Source organism: Glycomyces sp. NPDC048151 (genome assembly GCF_043202775.1).
GTDB lineage: Bacteria > Actinomycetota > Actinomycetes > Mycobacteriales > Micromonosporaceae > Glycomyces.
Window position 1 is genome coordinate 74,728 of the sequence record NZ_JBIDBB010000013.1, and the last position, 20,291, is coordinate 95,018.

16 protein-coding genes and 1 tRNA gene are annotated in these 20,291 nt (G+C 71.9%); 8 read left to right on the plus strand and 9 right to left on the minus strand.

The window, feature by feature from the left end; genetic code table 11:
- Positions 1-3: 3 nt before the first annotated feature.
- The gene (locus tag ACGGCP_RS25880) at positions 4-1,116 is read right to left on the minus strand and encodes a zinc-dependent metalloprotease (RefSeq protein WP_392971281.1); all 1,113 of its coding nucleotides are present in this window, start codon (positions 1,114-1,116) and stop codon (positions 4-6) included.
- A gap of 304 nt (positions 1,117-1,420) precedes the next feature.
- On the opposite strand from ACGGCP_RS25880, the gene ACGGCP_RS25885 reads away from it, so the two are divergent.
- Complete coding sequence (locus tag ACGGCP_RS25885) at positions 1,421-3,214, plus strand: carbohydrate-binding module family 20 domain-containing protein (protein ID WP_392971284.1); 1,794 nt, start codon at positions 1,421-1,423, stop codon at positions 3,212-3,214.
- Between the two features lie 91 nt (positions 3,215-3,305).
- On the opposite strand, the gene dacB is transcribed toward ACGGCP_RS25885, so the two are convergent.
- Positions 3,306-4,754: a D-alanyl-D-alanine carboxypeptidase/D-alanyl-D-alanine-endopeptidase gene (gene dacB / locus ACGGCP_RS25890; protein WP_392971287.1), complete on the minus strand. Its 1,449-nt coding sequence runs from the start codon at positions 4,752-4,754 to the stop codon at positions 3,306-3,308.
- Positions 4,755-4,809: 55 nt separating this feature from the next.
- Here dacB and ACGGCP_RS25895 point away from each other — a divergent pair, with 55 nt between their 5' ends.
- Entirely contained in the window at positions 4,810-5,307 is a 498-nt protein-coding gene (locus ACGGCP_RS25895) for an inorganic diphosphatase (RefSeq protein ID WP_205325795.1), read from the plus strand.
- A 263-nt stretch (positions 5,308-5,570) separates the two neighbouring features.
- Here ACGGCP_RS25895 and ACGGCP_RS25900 read toward each other — a convergent pair whose 3' ends face one another.
- Positions 5,571-6,314: a peroxide stress protein YaaA gene (locus tag ACGGCP_RS25900; RefSeq protein ID WP_392971291.1), complete on the minus strand. Its 744-nt coding sequence runs from the start codon at positions 6,312-6,314 to the stop codon at positions 5,571-5,573.
- A 470-nt stretch (positions 6,315-6,784) separates the two neighbouring features.
- Here ACGGCP_RS25900 and ACGGCP_RS25905 point away from each other — a divergent pair.
- The 3 genes from ACGGCP_RS25905 (at position 6,785) to ACGGCP_RS25915 (ending at position 7,970) form a co-directional block, all read left to right on the plus strand.
- Positions 6,785-6,860 (plus strand) — tRNA-Lys (locus tag ACGGCP_RS25905).
- 121 nt (positions 6,861-6,981) lie between these two features.
- Positions 6,982-7,521, plus strand: coding sequence for a GNAT family N-acetyltransferase (locus ACGGCP_RS25910; protein ID WP_392971294.1), 540 nt, complete (start codon positions 6,982-6,984; stop codon positions 7,519-7,521).
- A gap of 236 nt (positions 7,522-7,757) precedes the next feature.
- Positions 7,758-7,970: a hypothetical protein gene (locus ACGGCP_RS25915; RefSeq protein ID WP_392971297.1), complete on the plus strand. Its 213-nt coding sequence runs from the start codon at positions 7,758-7,760 to the stop codon at positions 7,968-7,970.
- Positions 7,971-8,072: 102 nt separating this feature from the next.
- On the opposite strand, the gene ACGGCP_RS25920 is transcribed toward ACGGCP_RS25915, so the two are convergent.
- The 3 genes from ACGGCP_RS25920 to acs all read right to left on the minus strand — a co-directional run bounded on the left by ACGGCP_RS25920 (position 8,073) and on the right by acs (position 12,343).
- A complete protein-coding gene (locus ACGGCP_RS25920) occupies positions 8,073-9,212 on the minus strand; it encodes an amidohydrolase (protein ID WP_392971300.1) in 1,140 nt (379 codons plus the stop codon).
- 68 nt (positions 9,213-9,280) lie between these two features.
- A complete protein-coding gene (locus tag ACGGCP_RS25925; RefSeq protein WP_392971303.1) occupies positions 9,281-10,201 on the minus strand; it encodes an alpha/beta fold hydrolase in 921 nt (306 codons plus the stop codon).
- A gap of 183 nt (positions 10,202-10,384) precedes the next feature.
- Positions 10,385-12,343 (minus strand): acetate--CoA ligase, encoded by a 1,959-nt coding sequence (acs, locus tag ACGGCP_RS25930; protein ID WP_392971306.1) that lies wholly within the window; start codon positions 12,341-12,343, stop codon positions 10,385-10,387.
- A 326-nt stretch (positions 12,344-12,669) separates the two neighbouring features.
- On the opposite strand from acs, the gene ACGGCP_RS25935 reads away from it, so the two are divergent.
- Entirely contained in the window at positions 12,670-13,425 is a 756-nt protein-coding gene (locus ACGGCP_RS25935; protein WP_392971309.1) for an oxidoreductase, read from the plus strand.
- Positions 13,426-13,441: 16 nt separating this feature from the next.
- Here ACGGCP_RS25935 and ACGGCP_RS25940 read toward each other — a convergent pair whose 3' ends face one another.
- Genes ACGGCP_RS25940 through mqnE form a run of 3 tightly spaced genes read right to left on the minus strand, consistent with a single transcriptional unit; the run spans position 13,442 to position 15,275 of the window.
- Positions 13,442-13,687, minus strand: a complete 246-nt coding sequence (locus tag ACGGCP_RS25940; protein ID WP_392971311.1) for a DUF4229 domain-containing protein — start codon at positions 13,685-13,687, stop codon at positions 13,442-13,444.
- On the minus strand, positions 13,684-14,100 hold the full coding sequence (locus ACGGCP_RS25945; protein WP_392971314.1) for a hypothetical protein: 417 nt from the start codon (positions 14,098-14,100) through the stop codon (positions 13,684-13,686). The genes ACGGCP_RS25940 and ACGGCP_RS25945 overlap by 4 nt, the downstream gene beginning before the upstream one ends.
- Entirely contained in the window at positions 14,100-15,275 is a 1,176-nt protein-coding gene (gene mqnE, locus ACGGCP_RS25950; RefSeq protein ID WP_392971317.1) for an aminofutalosine synthase MqnE, read from the minus strand. Before mqnE ends, ACGGCP_RS25945 begins: the two co-directional genes overlap by 1 nt.
- 300 nt (positions 15,276-15,575) lie before the next feature.
- Between mqnE and ACGGCP_RS25955 the strand changes: the two genes are divergently transcribed.
- Together ACGGCP_RS25955 and ACGGCP_RS25960 are read left to right on the plus strand one after the other, a co-directional pair.
- The gene (locus ACGGCP_RS25955; protein ID WP_392971320.1) at positions 15,576-16,946 is read left to right on the plus strand and encodes an NlpC/P60 family protein; all 1,371 of its coding nucleotides are present in this window, start codon (positions 15,576-15,578) and stop codon (positions 16,944-16,946) included.
- 180 nt (positions 16,947-17,126) lie between these two features.
- On the plus strand, positions 17,127-20,078 hold the full coding sequence (locus tag ACGGCP_RS25960) for a hypothetical protein (RefSeq protein ID WP_392971323.1): 2,952 nt from the start codon (positions 17,127-17,129) through the stop codon (positions 20,076-20,078).
- Positions 20,079-20,291: the final 213 nt, after the last annotated feature.

A 20,291-nucleotide genomic window follows, 5' to 3' on the forward strand; every position in this document is an offset into this window, starting at 1 on the left:
CGGTCAGCCGCGCCCGGCGGCGAGCGGCGCGGCGCCCTGGCCGCGCAGGACGCGGGCGATCCACCGTTCCGGGTGGTCGATCTCGGCTTCGGTGGGCAGGTGCTCGGGGCGTTCCCAGACGCGGTTGAACCCGGTGACGCCGTGTTCGGCGACGACCTGGTCGACGAAGCGGCGTCCGGCGGCGTACTGGCGCATCTTCGCGTCGAGGCCGAGGAGCTGGCGCAGGAACCGCTGCAGCGTGGTCGGGTTGGCGCGGCGGCGGTCGAAGCGGCGGCGCAGGAGCGCGACGTGGTTGATGGAGGTGCGGCCGACGCCGTCCATGACGGACTCGGCGTGGCCCTCCAGGAGGGTCATGAGCGCCTGGATCTGCGAGATCGCTTCGCGCTGTTCGGGACTGGTGACGGCGGACATGACGTCGGTGCCGGGGATCTCGTCGTGCGGGCCGCCGTCCCGCTCCTCTTCGCGGGCGCTGGCGAGGGCGCGGCGCACGGCGCGGGCGAGGCCGGAGGCGGTGGAGCGGTCGGGTTCGGCGGCGTCGAAGAACGCGTGGATGAGGTGGTGGAAGTGGTCGCGCATCCAGGGGACGGCGGTGAACTGGGTGAGGTGGGCGGCTTCGTGGACGGCGATCCAGAGGCGGAATTCGCGCGAGGGCAGGCGCAGGCGGCGTTCGACTTCGACGATGTTGGGGGCGACGAAGAGCAGGCGTCCGGTGTCGGAGGAGAAGGTCTCGAACTGGCCGAGCACGCGGGAGGAGAGGAACGCGAGGACGGCGCCGGTCTGGACGCCGGTGAGCTTCGCGGCGGCGGAGACGGGGGCGTCCGGTCCGGGGTCGTCGGCGCCGAGTTCGATGAGGAGCCGCCGGAATCCGGCGATGTTGACCCGGCTCCAGCGGATGCGGTCGACGACGTCGACGGACACCTCGGTGGCGGGGACGAGCCCGGTGTACTCGGTGACCAGGTCGACCGCTCTGCGGGCGTGGCGGTGGAGGTCGGCGACGACGTCGAGGGCGCCTTCGGGGCTCATGCGCGGGCCGCCGCGGCTGAACGCCCGTGAGCAGGAGGCGGCGGTCTGCCAGTCGACGGACGGCAGCATCGGGTTTCCTGCGGGCGGCGCCATCGGCCAAGCCTATCCATAGCGCACTTGCCGCGCCACTCTCCCGCGCAAGTGGGCGCGAACCGGCGCGTTCCGGACCTGGGGGTTTCCGGTGCGTCCGGCCGTTTGCCGCGTTGCCGGGCCCCGTTCGCGCCGCGTTCGGGCCGGGATCGGTTTGCGGCGGTTCGCCCGCACGGCGAGTCACGGAACGTCACCGCATCGATTCAAATATCGAACATCTTGAAATTACCGGACCATCGATGCTAGGTTCTTCTCAAGTCCGCAACATCTTGCAGTCTTGCGGGCAGGAATTGCAAAGGGAGCAACGATGCCTCACCACCTCCGCCGCCGCGCGCTGCCCGCCATCGGCGGCGCCGCCCTCGCGGCCCTCATCGCCGCCGCGGCCCTCCCCGCCGCACAGGCCCAGGACGACCCCGAACCCCTCGACGCCGCCCCCGCCGCGGCCCTCGCCGGCGGCGACTCGATCCTCAACATGTTCGAGTGGAACTGGAACTCCATCGCCGCCGAATGTGCGGGACCCCTCGCCGACTCCGGCTACACCTACGTCCAGACCTCCCCGCCGAACGAGCACATCCTCGGCGAAGACGCCACCCCCGGCGAAGAGAACGCCTGGTACATCCACTACCAGCCCGTCTCCTACGAGCTCGAGTCCCGCCTCGGCACCCGCGCCGAATACGCGAACATGGTCGCCGCCTGCGAGGCCAACGGCATCGGCGTCATCGCCGACGTCGTCATCAACCACATGGCCGCGGGCTCCTCCACCGAGACCCGCTACGGCTGGAACGGCAGCGAATACCGGCAGTTCTACTACCCCGACGCCGGATACGACGCCTCCGACTTCCACAACACCGGCAGCGCCTACTGCGAGATCGACAACTACCAGGACCGGAACGAAGTCCAGAACTGCCACCTCGTCGGCCTCAACGACCTCGACACCTCCCAGGCCGACGTCCGCGAGACCATCGCCGCCTACCTCAACGACCTCACCAGCATCGGCGTCGCGGGCTTCCGCGTCGACGCCGCCAAGCACATCTCCGCGACCGACCTCGACGCCATCATGGACCTCGCCACCGGCGACCCCTACATCGTCCAAGAGGTCATCGGCGCCGCAGGCGAACCCATCACCGAGGCCGAGTACACCGGCATCGGCGACGTCCAGGAGTTCAGCTACTCCTACGACCTCAAGAACCACATCAACGGCTCCTCCGAAGCCCGCCACCTCACCACCATGGGCACGAGCTGGGGCTACACCTCGCCCGCAGGCGTCTTCGTCGCCAACCACGACACCGAGCGCGGCTCCCTCACCATGAACTACAAGTACGGCCAGGACTACCTCCTCGCCGAGGCGTTCATGCTCGCCTACCCGTTCGGCACCCCCGCCTCCTACACCGGCTACGAGTTCGCCAACAGCCACGCCGCCCCGCCGCTCAACTCCGACGGCTCCGTCGCCGACGCCGTCTGCGGCACCGGCGCCTTCACCTGCGTCCACCGCTCCCCGTACATGAGCGGCATGGCCGGCTTCCGCGCCGCCACCGCCGGCGAAGCGGTCGTCAACGCCTGGGGCTCTGGCGACGCCCTCGCCTTCGGCCGCGGCGACACCGGCCACGCCGTCGTCAACGCCGGATCCTCCTCGATCACCCAGACCTTCACCACCTCGCTGCCCAACGGCTCATACGTGGACGTCATCTCCGGGTCCACCGTGACCGTCTCCGGCGGCACCTTCACCGCGACCGTCGCGGCGAAGACCGTCCTCGCGATCTACGCCGGCAACGAGACCGGCGGCGGAGGCGAGACCGGGACGAAGGACTGCGTCACCGTGAACGCCACGGTCTCCGGCACCTCGGTCGGCGACGAGGTCTACATCGTCGGCTCGATCCCGCAGCTCGGCAACTGGACCGCGATCAGCTCGGCGCACCTGTCCGGCGCGACCTACCCGGTCTGGAAGGGCACGATCAGCGTCCCGGCCGGCACGACCTTCCAGTACAAGTACGTGATCGTCCGCTCCTCCGGGTCCTACACCTGGGAGTCGACCGGCAACCGGACGGCCACCGTGCCCGCCACCGGCTGCCTCAACCTCACCCAGACCTGGAACGTCGCCTGACCCCGAGCACCGCAAAGGGCCCCGGGCGCAAGCCCGGGGCCCTCAGTGTCTCCAGCGGCGTGGGGAGGAGGCCCCGAGGAAGGCCCGGCCGCTAGCAGCCGCACTCCGAGACGGCCGTGGTGATCTCGTCCATCGCCGCCTCGACCGCCTCACCCGACGGGTTGTCGGTCCCGTGGCCGTTGCTGATGAGCGAGAAGATCAGCTGCCTGCCGTCCGCCGTCGTCAGCGTGCCGGTCAAGGAGATGACGCCGATCGGCTCGGTGAGCGTCCCGGTCTTGCCGCGCACCACGCCCATGCCGGCCTCGGCGGTGCCGAAGCGGTCGTGGAGGGTGCCGGAGTACCCGGCCACCGGCAGCGACTCGAACACCGACGACGCCTGCGTGCCGGTCGCGCCGAGCAGCATCTGCGTGAACGCGCTGGCGGTCATGCGGTCGTCCGGCGAGAGCCCGGAGCCGTCGTGGAACACGAGCCCGGTCGTGTCGACGTCGAGGTCCGCGAGCGTCGACGTGTGCACGGTGGACATCGCGGCCCAGGTCATCTCGCCTTCGACGACCAGCGCGGTCTGGAGCGCGACGGCGTCGGAGAGCAGGTTGTCCGAGGTGAGGATGAACGAGTCCACGAGCGCGGACATCGGCGCGGAGTGCACGACGGCGAGCTCGGCGGCGCCTTCCGCGGCGGTACCCGCCTCGACGGTGCTCGCACCGAGGAGCTCTGCGAACTTCTGTGCGGCGATCATCGCCGGATCGGGGTAGTGGTCGGCGTACTTCTGGGTGTTGTCCATGCGGCCGCCGTCGACCATGAGCGGCGCCATCGGTCCGGTCGACTGGATCAGTTCGTTCGCGCCCACGCCGGTGGCGGCGACGGTGTCGGTGAACACGCTCGTGTCGAGGTAGACCGTGGTCGGCGCGGTGCCGCCGCGCGCTTCGAGGACGAGTTCGGCGAGCTCGGTGAGGCTCGCGCCCGCCGCGTAGTCGGTGTAGTAGCCCTCGCCGTCCACGGTCAGCGTCGGGTCGCCTCCGGCGACGAGCACGACGCTGTCCTCCGTCGGGCCCTCCACCACCGTGGTCGGGATGCGGTATTCGGCGCCCAGGTGCTGGAACGCGGCCACGGCAGTGACCACTTTCATGGAGGACGCGGGCGCGAGCGGGGTCGCGCCCTCCTGTTCGAAGAGGATCTCCCCGGTCAGGGCGTCGGCGAAGGACGCCGAGAGGCTTCCGCTCAGCCGCGGGTCGTCGAGGAGTCCCGGCAGGACCGCGGCGAGGTCGGGGACCGGCGCGTCGGCGTCCGACCCGGCGAGCACGGGCGCGGGATCGGCCGGGGGATAGGCCTCCGGGGAGGTCAGCGTCCCGGTCCTCGGGCTGGTGACGGCCGAGATCTGCCACACCAGGCCCCCTGCGGCGGCTACGGTGACCACGATGGCGAGGGCCGCCAGGACCCGGGTGAGCGCCCGGCGACGGCGCGCCCCGCCCGGCTTCGGGGCGGGTGCTGCGTGTGGCGTACTACTCGCGACCTTGGGGTCGGCGTTGTCGCTGAGGGACATGCACAGAGACTAAGCCATCAAGAGCACTGCATTTGAGCCTGGAGGAGGTCGGCCGATGGAGTTCGACGTGACCGTGGAGATCCCGAAAGGGAGCGCCAACAAGTACGAGATCGACCACGAGACCGGACGTATCCGTCTGGACCGGACCCTGTTCACCGCGACGGTGTACCCGGCCGACTACGGCTTCATCGACGACACGCTGGGCCAGGACGGCGACCCGCTGGACGCACTGGTCCTGGTGGAGCCGACGTTCCCCGGTTGCGTGATCCGCGCGCGTGCCATCGGCATGTTCCGGATGCGCGATGAGAAGGGCGTGGACGACAAGGTGCTGTGCGTCCCGGCCGAGGACCCCCGCAAGGACCGGTTCAAGGACATCGCCGACGTTCCCGAGTTCGACCGCCTGGAGATTCAGCACTTCTTCACGGTCTACAAGGACTTGGAACCCGGCAAGAGCGTCGAAGGCGCGACTTGGACCGGACGGGCGGAGGCCGAGGAGGAGGTGCGCCGCTCGTTCGAGCGCGCCAAGGCCAACGGGTACCACTCGAACCACTAGCGAGACACCACAAGCACGAAAGCGGCGGCCCGGACACCACGTGTCCGGGCCGCCGCTCCGTCTGCTCGATAGGCTTCCCCGCCAGCCGCTTCAGCTCCCCTTCAGCTTCAGCGAGGCAGGGTTGTTGCCCGGGGGCGCTCCGTACTACACGCGAGGGTAACTACTGTGCCCTGGCCGTCGTGTCGCCTTCAGCCTGGCTTCAGGTCCCCCCGGGCAGGGTTGTTGCCGGGGGCCCGCGTTACTACACGCGAGGGTAACTCCGCTCAGGCGCTCACGATGTCGAGCTGCCAGGGCTTGGAACGCGTGGCCGGTTCGCTGAGCTCGACCTTCCACCCCTGGCCGGCGAGGAAATCCGCGAGGTCCGCCGCGGACTCGGGGCGGGCACCGCCGGCGAGGAGCGCGCGGGCGACCTCGCCCCGGGTCGCCTTGGCCATGTGTGTGACGACGCTGCGGCCGCCGTCGGCGTCCTCTTTGAACACGCGCACGGCGACGCCGCGGTCCTTCGGCCCCCACACCTGGGCGTACGTGCCCGAGCGCAGGTCGACGATGAGCTCGTCGCGGGCGCCGAGCACTTCGGCGACGGCCGGGCGCCACAGCTTCGCGAGAGTGTCGAGCCCGGGGAAGCGGGTGCTCATCGGCATCCGGTACGGCGGCACGCGGTCGGAGGGCCGCAGGAGCCCCCACAGCGGAGACGCGATGAAGACCTGCTCGCCGTCGGGGAGGTCCCCGAGCCCGAGCCGGTCGTAGAGGACCCCGTTGTACAGCTCCCAGGCGGCGAGGGTCGGGGCGGTCTTGAGCGTGCGCCCGGCCTGGACGTAGTGGCGTCCGCTGGCGGGGAGCTTGAGCGCCTTCGCGGCGGCCTCCTCGTCGGCGCACAGCTCGACCAGGCGGTCGACGAGGAGCTCGCGGATGGGGTTCAGCGCGGGAGAGGAGAGTCGGCCGAGGTCCAAGGGCGGACCGTCGCCTTGACCGGCCTTTCCTTCTGACGGCGGCAGCAGTATGAGCACAGCAGGCGAGTCTACCTGCCCGTCCGTCTGGTGCCGCCGGGGCCGTGCCGGGCGGCGAGCGCGTTCCTCAGTTCCCTTGGGAATTCACCCGACCGGGTGTGCACGGGCTTGACGCGATGGTTTATAGTACATATGTTCGATCAAGCGGGAGCGGGTCCGACCCCACCGAGGACTGCGTGTGACGCTGATCGAATAGGCGCGGCGGCGGTGCTCCGCGACTGCCGCCGCGCCGTCCACCAGCGGCGAGCGAAGCCCACACCGCCCGCCGCGGCTTCACCGTCAGAGGCACAGCACCGCCACCGGCCCGGCGGTGAAGTCTGCCCTCGCCCCTTCGGTCCCGCGCTGTCCACGGCCTGCGGACGACACGCCTCCGGCCACTATCGCACCCGCCACCGACAATCCGAGTGCCGCAGGCCATCCGGCCCCCGCCACCCGCACCGCCGCCGCTCCGATGCGGTAATCTCCCCGTTGGGTCTATAGCTCAATTGGCAGAGCTGCGGACTTTTAATCCGTAGGTTGTGGGTTCGAGTCCCACTGGACCCACCAAAAGCCCAGCCCGCCCAGGGCGCAGAACCGGGCGAGGCTTCCGGTGCGGCCGCCGGGCACAGCAGCACCCTCCCCGGAAAGCGTGTTGTCCCCGTTTCCCTTGCGGCGCTAGCCTGCTCCTGTGGTGAACATCGAACTGCGCCGCTTCGCGCCCTCCGAGGCCGAGGCGCTCGCGGACTTCCTCTCCGGTGAAGTGTGGCCGTTCCACGGCGCGGGCCGGGTCGATCGGGCGGACGTCCTGCGTCGGGCCGCCGAGGGCTACTACGAGAACGACGAGGCCCGAACCTTCTGGATCTTCCTGGAATCGCGGCGGGCGGGCATGGTCCGCCTCTTCGACCTCGGCGACGACACCCCGCTGTTCGACCTCCGCGTCAGCGAGGCGTGCCGGGGGAGGGGCGTCGGCACGCAGGCGGTGCGGTGGCTGACGTCGTACGTGTTCACCGAGCTGCCCGGGGTCGGCCGGATCGAGGGCACGACCCGCCGCGACAACGCCGCGATGCGGACGGTGTTCCGCCGCTGCGGCTTCGTCAAGGAGGGCCACTTCCGGCAGGGCTGGCCCGACGCCGACGGGGTCCTGCGCGACGCGGTCGCCTACGCGGTCCTCCGCCGGGACTGGGAGACCGGCACGGTCACGCCGGTGGAGTTCGACGACGAGCCCTAGTGCGCGGCAACGGGTGTGACCTGCTGCATGATCGGCACCCTGGTGTTCACGGGACTTGTCCGAGGGTTTCCTGGGGCGTAATGAGCCGGTGACAACGGCCGGTCAGAGTAGTGGCGAGGCCCCGGAACCGCCCGCGGCGCAGAGGATCCGCTCCGGCGGGTCTCGGACGCGGGGCGGGCCTCACCGCCGCACCGGCGCGGCACGCATCTCGCATCACCGCCCGGAAGGAAACACCGATGGACCCTTACGCGATCTTGGCAATCCAGATGAGCAAGACCGAGGCGCACTCGGCGCTGCCCGACGCGCCCGTCGTCCCCGACCGTCCGACCCTGTTCGGTCGGATCGCCGGCGGCATCACCGCCGCCCGGCGTGGCCTCATCGCCCGCGACCTGCGGGCCGCTTCCGAGGCCGCGCTCCCGAAGCGGGCCGACGTCCGCAGGGCCGCATAGGACACGCGCGGTGACGGGCCGGGGAGCGCGCTCCCCGGCCCGTCACCGTGTGCCGGTCGTCCGGGGCGGCGGTCCAGCCTCCACAGCGCCGCCGCCCCGGGCCTACGCGACCTGCGCGCCGTCGATGTAGGCCCGCTCGACCTTCGAGTAGATGTCGAGCGGGTCGCCCGACCAGACGCAGAAGTCGGCGTCCTTGCCCGCCTCGAGCGAGCCGAGCCGGTCGTCGACGCCCATGATCCGCGCGGGGTTGATCGTCACCGATCGCAGCGCCGTGTCGCGGTCGAGCCCGGCCTTGACCGCCAGCATCACCTGGATGATCAGGTGCTCGATCGGGACGACCGGATGGTCGGTGGTGATGGCGAGCGTGACGCCCGCGGCGGCGAGCTTCGCGGCGTTCTCGGGCCAGCGGTTCACCGTCTCCACTTTCGAGCGCGAGCACAGGAGCGGCCCGAAGATCACCGGGATCCCCCGCTTGGCGATGACGTCGGCGAGCAGGTGCGCCTCGGTCCCGTGGTCGAGCACGAGGTCGTACCCGAACTCCTCGGCGACGCGCAGCGCCGTCGCGATGTCGTCGGCCCGGTGGCAGTGCTGCCGCCACGGGATCTGCCGGTCGAGGACCTTCCCGAGCACCTCGAGCTTGAGGTCCCGGTCGGGGGCGTCCGCGCCCCGGTAGTTCTCGGCCTCCACGAACGCCTGCCGCAGCACGCCGGCCGTGCCCAGCCGCGTCGACGGCGTCTTCTTCTGCTCGCCGTACACCCGCTTCGGGTTCTCGCCGAGCGCGGACTTCACGCCCGACGGCGACCTGAGCACCATCTCGTCCACGTACCGGCCGACGGTCTTGATCGCGACGCATTCGCCGCCGATGACGTTGCCCGAACCGGGGTTCACGTTGACGGCGAGCACGCCGCCCTCGAGCGCTTCGGCGAACCCCGGCTCGGCCGGGTTGATGCCGTCGAGCGCCCGCACGTACGCGGTGTTCGGGTCGGTCATCTCGTTGGTGTCGTTGCCCGCCCAGCCCTCGGCGACCTCGTGCACGCCCAGGTGCGTGTGCGCGTCGATCAGGCCCGGCACGATCCACTTGCCCGTCGCGTCCTCGACCGGGACGCCTTCGGGCACGGGCAGGTCGGCGCCGCCGACGGCGCTGATGCGGCCGTCCTCGACGATGATGACGCCGTGCTCGATCGGCGCCGAGGTGATGGGGACGATCGTTGCGCCGCGCAGCGCGAAGGTCGCTTCGGACATGGACCCGCCTTCGGTAGTCAGTGGTTCGGACCCATCCTGCCCTACCGACTAGCCGACCGGCTAGTGGCCTATCCGGCCCAGCGGATGATCTCCTTCGTGATCGTCTCCGGGGCCTCCTGCTGCGGGAAGTGCCCGATGCCGTCGAGGAGCTTCCACTCGTAGCGCCCGTACACGTACCGGCCCGAGCCCTGCGCGGTGCGCGGCAGGACGCACGGGTCGAGCGCGCCGTGCAGCTGGAGCGTCGGCACGGGAGTCGGCCGCTGCAGCAGCTTCACGAAGCGCCGCCCGGCCAGGCCCATCGCGGTGCGGAACGGCCACCGGAACGCCTCGAGCGCGCAGAACGCCGCCTGCGGGATCTGGATGACGTCCCGGCAGGCCCGCACGTACTCCTGGAAGTCGCGGCTGCCCCGCCACCCCGGACCCGACCACGCGTACATGAGGTCGGCGACCTTCCTCGCGTCCCAGTCGGTCAGCTTGTGCTCGTAGCGGGGCATCTGGAACGCGAAGAGGTGCCGGGACGCCGTCATCTGCCCCTTCGGGTCGACCGCGAGCGCGGCGCGCTGGCGCAGCGGGTGGGCCGCGCCGATGACGGTGAGGGACTTGAACTGGCGCGGGTGGAACGCGGCGGCGGCGAAGCCGAGGATGCCGCCGAGGTCGTGGCCGACGATGTGGGCCTCGCGTTCGCCGAGGGCGCGGACGAGCCCGACGACGTCGGCGGCCATCGTGTAGGCGTCGTAGCCGCGCGGGGGCTTGTCGGAGGCGCCGTAGCCGCGCAGGTCGGCGGCGACGACGCGGAAGCCGGCGTCGGCGAGCGCCGGGATCTGGTGGCGCCACGCCCACCAGAACTCGGGGAAGCCGTGCAGCAGCAGGATGAGCGGGCCCTCGCCTGCCTCCACGACGTGGAAGCGCGAGCCGTTGGCGTCGATGTGCCGGTGGGTCCAGGGGCCTTGCTTGATCGCGGCGCTGTCGGCGAAGGTCTTGCGGGTCACGCGCTCAGCGTACGAGGTCACCGCCCGCCGGGCGAGCCCCGGCGGCCTGGGCACGCCGCCGGTCACGCGGGCGGCGTGCGGTCGCGGTCGAGGAGGGGGCTGCTCGCCGCCGGTCCTGGTCGCTGGGACGCCGGAGGGCGCCGGGCGGAACCGAACGGTCCCTCCCGGCGCCCTCCGGGCCGCCTAGTCTTCCTTGCCGCTCTGCAGGCCGGTCTTGATGCGGCTCATGACGGCGCTGTCGGCGAGCGTGGTCACGTCGCCGATCTCGCGGTCCTCGGCGATGTCGCGCAGGAGCCGCCGCATGATCTTGCCCGAGCGGGTCTTCGGCAGCTCGGCGACGATGATCACCTGGCGCGGCTTCGCGATGGGCCCCAGCGTGGTCGCGACGTGCTTGCGCAGCTCCGCGAGGTGCTCAGGGCTCGAGTCCTGTCCGCCGCGCAGGATCACGAACGCGACGATGCCCTGGCCCGTCACCGGGTCCGAGGCCCCGACCACGGCCGCCTCGGCCACAGATTCGTGGCTCACCAGCGCGCTCTCGACCTCCGTGGTGGAGATGTTGTGGCCCGAGACGAGCATGATGTCGTCGACGCGGCCGAGCAGCCACAGGTCGCCGTCGTCGTCCTTCTTCGCGCCGTCCCCGGCGAAGTACAGCCCGCCGAACCGCGACCAGTACGTGTCGACGAAACGCTGTGGGTCGCCCCAGATGGTGCGCAGCATCGACGGCCACGGCTCGCGGATCGCGAGGTACCCGCCGCCGCCGTCCGGCACCGACTCGGCCCGCTCGTCCACGACGTCCACATCGATCCCCGGCAGCGGCCGCTGCGCCGAGCCGGGCTTGGTCGACGTGACGCCGGGCAGCGGCGACACCATGATCGCCCCGGTCTCGGTCTGCCACCACGTGTCCACGACCGGGCAGTTCCCGCCGCCGATGTGCTCGCGGTACCAGACCCACGCCTCGGGGTTGATCGGCTCGCCGACGGACCCGAGGAGCCGCAGGCTCGACAGGTCGTAGCGGGCCGGGACGTCGTCGCCCCACTTCATGAACGTGCGGATCGCCGTCGGCGCTGTGTACAGCGTCGTCACCTTGTACTTCTCGACGATCTCCCACAGCCGCCCGGTGTGCGGCGTGTCCGGGGTGCCCTCGTACATGACCTGCGTGGCGCCGTTCGACATCGGCCCGTACACGATGTACGAGTGCCCGGTCACCCAGCCGATGTCGGCGGTGCACCAGTACACGTCGGACTCGGGCTTCAGGTCGAACACCGCGTGGTGCGTGAACGACGCCTGCGTCAGGTACCCGCCCGAGGTGTGCAGGATCCCCTTCGGCTTGCCCGTGGTCCCCGACGTGTACAGGATGAACAGCGGGTGCTCCGCGTCGAACGGCTGCGCCTCGTGCTCGTTGGACGCCGTCCCCACGGTGTCCTCCCAGCGCACGTCCTTGTCGGTCCACTCGACCTCCTGGCCGGTGCGCGTCACGACCAGGACCTTCTCCACCGACGGGCACCGCTCCAGCGAAGCGTCCACGGTCGGCTTGAGCGCCAGCGGCTTCCCCTTGCGGAACCCGCCGTCGGCGCAGATCACGAGCTTCGCGCCCGCGTCGTCGATGCGGCTCGACAGCGCGTCCACGCTGAAGCCGCCGAACACCACCGAGTGCGGGGCGCCGATGCGCGCGCACGCGAGCATCGCCACCGCGGCCTCGGGGATCATCGGCATGTAGATGACGACCCGGTCGCCCGCCTCCACGCCCAGGCCGGTGAGCGTGTTCGCGGCGCGCTTGACCTCGTCGAGCAGCTCCGCGTAGGTGACGGCGCGGCTGTCGCCGGGCTCGCCCTCGAAGTGGATCGCGACCCGGTCGCCGAGCCCGGCGTCCACGTGCCGGTCGAGGCAGTTCGCCGCGACGTTCAGCTCGCCCCCGGTGAACCACTTCGCGAACGGCGGATTGTCCCAGTCCAGGACCCGGTCCCAGTCCTTCGACCAGTCGAGCCGCTTCGCCTGGCGCTCCCAGAAGGCCAGCCGGTCGGCCGCCGCCTCCTCGTAAGCGGCCGCGGTGACGTTCGCCTGCCCTGCGAACTCGGGCGAGGGCGGGAAGGTCCGGTCCTCCGAGAGCAGATTGGCAAGCGTCTCTTGCGGGGTTGATGCCACGGGTATTCGCTCCTTACAGATCTACGCGCCACTGCGCGACTGTGAGGCGGGTCTATGTCCGGCAACACTAGCGCGACGAACACGACACGGATACGCCCGGCCGCTTCGGCTCCGGCATCTGGGACCGCTCCTCGCCGAACGGCCCGCGGGCGGTCGGCGGACGGCCCGCGAAGGGTCCGCACGCCCCAGCGGGGACCTTGCCGACCCGATTCGGGAGGTATCGTCGGACCGGTGCACGATCCTGGACGCCGGCGCTTCCTGTGACTGCCGACCAGCCCGCCCAGTGCGCCGTATGCGCGCTCCGCCCAAAAGGTAAGGTTCCGCCCGTGGATCCTCTCGCGCCTCTCCTCGAACTCTCCGAGGTCGCCGACGCCCTCGAGAACGCCCGAGCCAACGTCGACCGGATGCTGTGGCACGAGGCCCTCCGCGGCGGCGACGAGCTCGTAGCGGCCGAAGTCGCCCTGCACAGCGCCTCGGCGACGCTCGCCCTCGACGGGTACGACTGCGACGTGGAGCGCCTGCGCGACGGGGACTTCGACGACCCGGTCGTCAGCGGGGTCCTGCGCGTCGTCGAGGCCCTCCCCGGCCTCGCCCCGATGTGGCCCGTCTCCCCCCGCTACGTCCTCGCGAAGCTCCACACCCTCGCCACCAAGGAGTTCCCGGACGCAGGGGTCGACTTCGAGCCCGGCCGCATCGAGGTCGACGAGTCCGGCATGAACCGCATCAACGCCCTCTGCGCGCTGGTCACCAACCCCACCAAGGAGATCCCGGCCGCGATGGCCGCCGCGGTCGTCCACGGCGAACTCCTCGCGGTCCGCCCGTTCCCGGTGGCCAACAACGTGGTCGCCCGCGCCGCCGCGCGGCTCGCGCTGGCCAGCAAGGGACTCGACCCGAAGCTGCTCATCACGGTCGACGCCGGGCACCTCGAGCGCGCCCCCGAGTACGTCGGCGCGCAGCGAGCCTGGTCCACGGGCACGCCCGACGGTGTCCGGTCCTGGCTCAAGCACTACGGCAAGGCCCTCACCGCGGGCGCGGCGGAGACCCTGCAGATCTGCACCGAGCTGATGAAGGACGCCGGATAGCGCCTGCCTGGAGGCTTTAGGCGTCGTCCCCGGCGAGCTCGGCGCGCAGCCGCTGCTTCTCTTCCCTGCGCCGCTTGACGCCCGCGTCGATGTGGTCGATCATCGCCTCGCGCTGCCCGCGCAGCAGGAAGAACCCGAGCAGCATCGACCCGAGCAGGCCGACCGCGAGCGCCAGCAGCGCGTTGATGAAAAACATCAGCGGCACCGCGATCACCGCGATGAGCGCCACGCGGTACAGGTAGAACTTGACGACCGGATTCACTGCGGCCGCTCCTCTCCGAACGCTTTGATGCCCGCGAACCACAGCGGGCCGTAGACGAGTGCGGCCGTCAGGCCGCCGAGTCCGCCGGTGAGCATCGGCGCCCACCCGGTCGGCGCGATGAGCGCGACCGCGAACCCGGCCGCGAGGCCGAGCAGGACGCCCACGAGCATGAGCCCCCAGCGGGCCGCGCCCGCGTACCGCCGGAACTGCTCGGTGTACACCCACACCGTCGGCAGCGCCGCGATCCACCCCGAGGTCTGCCCGAAGGTCCCCCCGGTCGGCAGCACGAACACCAGGTCGATGACGACGAGGACGGCCGCGCCCATGACGAAGTACGCCAGCGCCGTGCCCAGGAGCTGCCCGAGGGTCTCGACCTTCGGGCGCTCCCGCTCGGGCGTCCTGCCTTCCGCCACTAGAACTTCACCGACTGCGGCTCGGCGCGCCGCTCGCCGATAGTCTGCGGCCCTTCGTACTCGCGCACGACCTCGTACCGGGTGTTGCGCTCGACGGGCTGGAACCCGGCGTCGCGGATGAGCTCGAGCAGGTCCTCGCGGGTCATCTTGTCGGGCGTCCCGTACTCGTCGGCGTCGTGCGTGATCTTGTACTCCACGACCGAGCCGTCCAGGTCGTCGGCGCCGAACGACAGCGACAGCTGCGCGACGTCGAGCCCGTGCATCACCCAGAAGCACTTGACGTGGTCGAAGTTGTCCAGCAGCAGCCGCGAGACCGCGAAGACCTTCAGCGACTCGGCCGGGCTCGCCATCTTCGTGCGCGCCTGCAGCTTGTTGCGGATCTTCCCGTCCTTGGAGTCGTGGAAGTCGTGCTGGTAGCGCAGCGGGATGAACACCGCGAACCCGCCGGTCTCGTCCTGCAGCTCCCGCAGGCGCAGCACGTGGTCGACGCGGTGCCGCGGCTCCTCGATGTGCCCGTACAGCATCGTCGCCGGGGTCTTCAGGCCCTTCTGGTGCGCGAGGCGGTGGATCCGCGACCAGTCCTCCCAGTGGCAGGCGTGGTCGACGATGTGCTGGCGGACCTCCCAGTCGAAGATCTCGGCGCCGCCGCCGGTGAGCGACTCCAGCCCGGCCTCGATGAGCTCGTCGAGGATCTCGTCGGCGGTCAGCCCCGAGATCTTCTCGAACCACTGCACCTCCGTCGCGGTGAACGCCTTCAGGTTCACCTGCGGCAGGGTCTCCTTGAGCGCCTTGAGGACCCGCGGGTAGTACCGCCACGGCAGCGTCGGGTGGAGCCCGTTGACGATGTGCAGCTCGGTGGGCGCGTCCCCGCGCATCTGCTCGGCGAGCGCCACGGCCTGCTCGACGCGCATCGTGTACGCGTCGGTCTCGCCGGGCTTGCGCTGGAACGAGCAGTACGCGCACGACGCGGAGCACACGTTGGTGAGGTTCAGGTGCCGGTTGACGTTGAACATGGTCCGGTCGCCGTTCTTGGCGGTGCGGACCCCGTGCGCGAGCCGCCCGAGCCAGGCGAGGTCGTCGACTTCATAGAGGCCCACGCCGTCCTCGAAAGTGAGCCGCTCGCCGGCCGCGAGCTTCTCCTCGATGCCGGCCTTGAACTCGGCGTTGTCGTCCATGGCGCTCCTGACGTTGTGGCGTTTCCGCCAGGGTAGCCCCGCCGCCGCCCGCGGCCGGGGGCGCACGTTCCGGGATGTGAGGCCGTGAACGTGAACGGAGCGTCCCGGCAAAACGGACATCGGGAGGACCCCCCGATGTCCAGCCTAGGTGGAGGGTCCGACTGCGCCGCCTGTCGAACAGCCGCCCTACGAGTCGCTGTGGCGCCCAACACGGAACGCGAGGGGCGAGCAACCGAGGATGCGAGCCTTGCGTGTCTTCGGTACAGTATTCGTGGCCTCCCCCACAGAAGGACACCTCACATGCGCGTTACACGGTTCGGTGCCCGAGTGATCGCCGCCGCCGGTGCGGCCGCCGTCGTCTTCGGCGGTGCCATGCCGGGATTCGCGGAGCCCGGCGTGACCGTCCCCGACGACGGCAACCGCCCCGCGGGCAGCGCGACCGACGACGCCCCCGTCACCAACCCCGCCACGGCGAACGGCCCCCTCGGCGCGCAGATCACCGCCGCCCAGGCCGACCTCGCGCAGATCGCCGAGCAGACCACCTCCGCCCAGGAGGAATGGCTCCAGCGCGAGACCCGCCTCACCGACGCGCAGACCGCCTGGGCCGCCACCATCGCCGAACTCGAGACCGCGCAGGCCGCCCTCGACTACGCCGCCGGAGAGGCCTACGCCGACACCGCGGGCCAGCCCGACACCGAGCTCCCCGACCTCACCGGCCTCACCCCCCTCGGCGGCGAATGGGACCTCCCCAGCCTCAACGCCGACCTCGAGGACGCCGCGACCGCCGAGTCCGTCGCCCGCGCCTCCCTCGACGCCGCGACCCTCTCCGCCGACCGCTCCGAGGCCCGCTACACCACCCTCGACGCCGAGTACGACCGCGCCCAGGCCGCCCTCGACCAGCTCATCGCGAACAACCGCGAAGCCGTCGAGAAGCTCGAGGACGAGCGCGAAGCCGCCGCCGCCCAGCACTCGAACGACTTCTCGTCCGAAGTCGACGGCTGGGACGCGGCCCCCGAGGCGAAGAAGGCCGTCGAGTACGCGCTGGCCCAGCTCGGCGACCCGTACGTGTGGGGCGCCGAGGGCCCGAACTCCTTCGACTGCTCCGGCCTCGTGCAGGCCGCGTACAACAGCGCGGGCGTCTCGCTGCCGCGCGTGGCCGCCGACCAGTACAACGCGACCCGCGACAAGCCGGTCGACACCGAGAAGCTCCTCCCCGGCGACCTCCTCTACTGGTGGGACGACCCCGGTAACTGGCAGTCGGTCTACCACACCGGCATGTACCTGGGGAACGGCAAGATGATCCAGGCCCCGCGCACCGGCGACGTGGTCAAGATCAGCTCCATCTGGTTCGAGAACTTCGCGGGCGCGCACCGCGTCGTCGACGCCGTCCAGACCGACCCGGACGCCGAGAACCCGACGCAGACCCCCGACGACCCGACGACGCCGTCGAGCCCGCGCCCGCCGACGACCCGGCCGACCGACCCGACCACGCGGCCGACCGACCCGGACCCGTCCGAGAGCGAGTCGCCTTCGGACCCGCCGACTTCGCCGACGCCGTCCCCGACCCCCTCGGAGTCGCCGTCGCCGGACGAGGAGACCCCCTCCGACCAGGAGACTCCCGCGACCACGGCAGCGGATTCCGGTGCGTCGACGAGTGATCCCGCGCAATAGGGGTACTGCACGGTAGTGGGAAGGCGCGCACGGGACGCGACCGGTTGATGGCACGATGGTTGTTGAGTTGCCCGAACGACGCTCCAGCCCCAAGGAGGCTCCGTGGACGGAAACAGTTGTAGCTCCTGCGGCCAGCGACTGACGTCCGGGCAGCGCCGCTGCCCCCAGTGCGGAGCGCCTTTGCCTCCGCCGCTCGGGGGCTTCCCGGCCGAATCGGGGCCTTACGGCTCATCGGGCTCGTACGGCGCGCCGTCGGCCGCCCCCGCGTACGGCGCGGCGGCCGTCCCGCAGTACGCCCCGCCGGGCGAACCCGGCTACGCCCCGCCCGGCGCCCCGCAGGGCTACGCGCCTCCGCCGAACCCGGCCTACGGTTCGGCGGCCGTCCCCGAACCCCAGTACGCGCCGCCCGGCGCCTACCAGCCGAGCGCGAACCAGGGCTACGCCGCGGTTCCGCCGCAGTACGGCCAGCCGGGCCACCCGGGCGCGAACCCGCCGCCCGGGTCGCCGCCCGTCCAGGGCTACGCTGCGCCCGGCGGCTGGGCCCCGCAGGCCGCGCCTCCCGGGATGCCCGCGCAGGGCTCGGCCCAGGTCCCGCAGTACGCGCCGCCCGGCCAGTACCAGGCGGCTTCGGGCTCCGCCCAGGTCCCGGCCTATCCGCCGCCGGGCGCGGCCTCGGGTTCCGCCGCGGTGCCGCAGTACCCGGCGCCGGTCGACGGCTCCCAGGCGAGGCCCCAGCAGCCGCAGTACCCCGCCGCGCCGCAGCCGCCGCAGTATCCCTCGGGTCCGCCGCAGGGCTACCAGTCCGTGCCGCCGTTCCAGTCGGCGCAGTCGCTGCCGCCGGTCGCGGCCGCACCGCCCGCTCCCGCACCGTTCTCACCGCCGGTCCCGGAGCCGTACGCGGCCCCGCACATCCCCGAACCGCAGTTCACGGCCCCGCCGGCCGCGAGCGCGCCGTTCGCTGAGCCGCCCGCGTCCTCTCCCGTGACCGGCGCGCCGTTCGCGGTCCCGGCCGCGAGCAGCGGCTTCAGCCTGCCCTCGGCCGAGTCCGGCGCGTTCGCCGCGCCCGCCGACCCGCCGGGCCTGCCCGAGCCGATGCCCGACGGCACCCAGATCCTGCGGATCCGGCCGAACGTCGAGCAGCCGCCCGCTCCGGCCCCGTTCGCCGACCCCGAACCGCCGGTCGACGTACCGGCCGCGCAGCCCGCCGGCTTCAGCGTCCCGTCCGCCGAGAACGTTCCCGGCGCGGCCTACGCCGCACCGGTCCCGGCCCCCGCGGCCGAGGTCCCGAGCCCGGCTCCCGCGGCTCCCGTCGACGACGACCAGCCGTTCGAGGAGGCGCACCACGGCGACGACGCGCCGTTCGACGAACCTGACCGCGCGCCTTCGGAACCGGACCTGGCGTTCAGCGTCCCGGAGCCCGCGGCCCCCGCTCCGGCGCCCGCCGCGCCGGTCGGCGGACCCACGGTCGTCGAGGCGATCGAGGAGGACGACGAGGACGGCGCCTGGGACGACCTGCCCGACCCCGAAGACGACGATGACGACGTCGAACTCTCCGAGGAGGAAGAGGCCTCGCTCGCCGGTCTGGGCGACGACGTCCCCGGCGAGTCCCTGCCGCCCGCCCCGTCCGCGGTCCTGGGCGCCGGGCCCGGCGAGGACGCCGACCTGCCGGAGATCGAACCGGCGCTCGACGCGGCCCTCGCGCAAGCGGCGGTCGTCGAAGCGCCGAGCCCCGGCGCGGACATGGCCGAGGCGGCCGAGACCGCCGTCGAAGCCGCCGAAGCGGTCGGCATCGAGGTGTCGGAGCCCGAAGCGGCGTCGGCGGCCGAAGGCACCGCCGATGCGGCCTCGCCTCTCGAGACGGCTTCGTCCGATGCGGAGTCCGAAGTCCCGGTCGACCTGCCTGCGACGCCCGATGCGGCATCCGCGACCACGGCGTCCGGGCCTGTGGACGGCGATGCTTCCGGAGCCGCAACGGCGGAGCCGGTAGCCGGTGCCGCCGAGGCGGACGCGGCGGAGCCGGTGGGCGACCATGTCCCTGGGCCCGAAGGGGCCGAGCCGGTGAGCGGCCACGCAGCCGAGTCGGAGGCGGCCGAGCCGGTGTACGACTACGCCCCTGAGCCTGCAGCGGCGGAGCCGGTCGCTGCAACCGCCGCAGACGTGCCCGAGTTCGGGGCGTCGGCCGGGTCCGCAGAGGACACCGCCGTCGCGGACCCCTACGAGCCCGCCGATTTCGTCTCCGCATACGCGGATGACCCGGAGCCCGCGACGGATTCGTCTGCGGCCGTGGATGATTCGCCCGCCCAGGTCGTGACACCGGACGGCGACGCGCCTGTGGGCGACTACGCCGCTCCCGAGCCGGTCGCAGTGTCCGCCTCGGCCGCGCTGGAAGCGGCCGCGAGCGTCGAATCGGGGGTCACGGTCCACGAGACCGCGGCGCCCGTCGAGGTGCCCGTCCTGGGCGATTCGGAGCCGACGCCGCCCGGTCCGCTGCCGGACCCGCTGCCCGGCCCGGCGCCGACCCCGCCGCAGCCCGAACCGGAGCGTCCCGAGCCGGTGCCGCACCCCGAGCCGACGCCGCCCGCGCCCCGGCCGGAGCCCGTGCCGAACCCGGAGCCGACGCCGCCGCGTCCTGAACCGACGCCGCCCCAGCCTGAGCCGCTGCCGCCGAACCCCGAGCCCGGCCCGCCGATGCCGCGTCCCGAGCCTTCGCCGGTGCCGCAGCCCGAACCGCTGCCGCCGAACCCGGAACCGGGCCCGCCGATGCCGCCCGCGCCGCCGCTGCCGCGCGTCAACGACAGCCCGTTCTCGGACGCGGCCCCGATCGAGTACTCGGAGCCCGAGCCGGAGCCCGTCGCGGCCGCCGAGGAGGCCCCCGAGGAGGGGCCGCAGACGCCGGTCGAGGCGGCGCGCAAGAAGATCGTGACCGCGCCGGACATCAGCCTGTTCGAGGAGCCTTCGACGAAGACCGGCGCGCACCAGCTGCCGACGGCGAAGCCCGTCGCGGAGACGGACGGGTTCCGGCCCGGCCGCGCCCGCGTCAAGAACCTCCTCGACCGCTCCGAGCTGCCCGAGCACATCCCGCTCCCTCGCCCCACGGTCTACGGCGCCAAGCCCGACGACGACGAAGCCTGACCCGCCTCTACGACACGTTCGGGTGACATGCGGGCCGGGAGGACCCGTTTTTGTCGGACCCGGGCGGGATATTTGCGCCGTACTCTTCTTTCCCCTCTAGTGGTGGGCGGGGGCTAGGTGTTCTGTCCGGGGAGGTTGTGAACACCGCATTGGGTGAGACGGGCTGATACGAGGCGAGGGCCTTCTGGTTCGGTGTGAATCGCTACAAGACAC

Coding starts and splice junctions, on each gene's coding strand:
- ACGGCP_RS25880 (WP_392971281.1), bottom strand. CDS start 1,116: ATGGCGCCGCCCGCAGGAAACCCGATGCTGCCGTCCGTCGACTGGCAG.
- ACGGCP_RS25885 (WP_392971284.1), top strand. CDS start 1,421: ATGCCTCACCACCTCCGCCGCCGCGCGCTGCCCGCCATCGGCGGCGCC.
- dacB (WP_392971287.1), bottom strand. CDS start 4,754: ATGTCCCTCAGCGACAACGCCGACCCCAAGGTCGCGAGTAGTACGCCA.
- ACGGCP_RS25895 (WP_205325795.1), top strand. CDS start 4,810: ATGGAGTTCGACGTGACCGTGGAGATCCCGAAAGGGAGCGCCAACAAG.
- ACGGCP_RS25915 (WP_392971297.1), top strand. CDS start 7,758: ATGGACCCTTACGCGATCTTGGCAATCCAGATGAGCAAGACCGAGGCG.
- ACGGCP_RS25920 (WP_392971300.1), bottom strand. CDS start 9,212: ATGTCCGAAGCGACCTTCGCGCTGCGCGGCGCAACGATCGTCCCCATC.
- mqnE (WP_392971317.1), bottom strand. CDS start 15,275: ATGGACGACAACGCCGAGTTCAAGGCCGGCATCGAGGAGAAGCTCGCG.
- ACGGCP_RS25955 (WP_392971320.1), top strand. CDS start 15,576: ATGCGCGTTACACGGTTCGGTGCCCGAGTGATCGCCGCCGCCGGTGCG.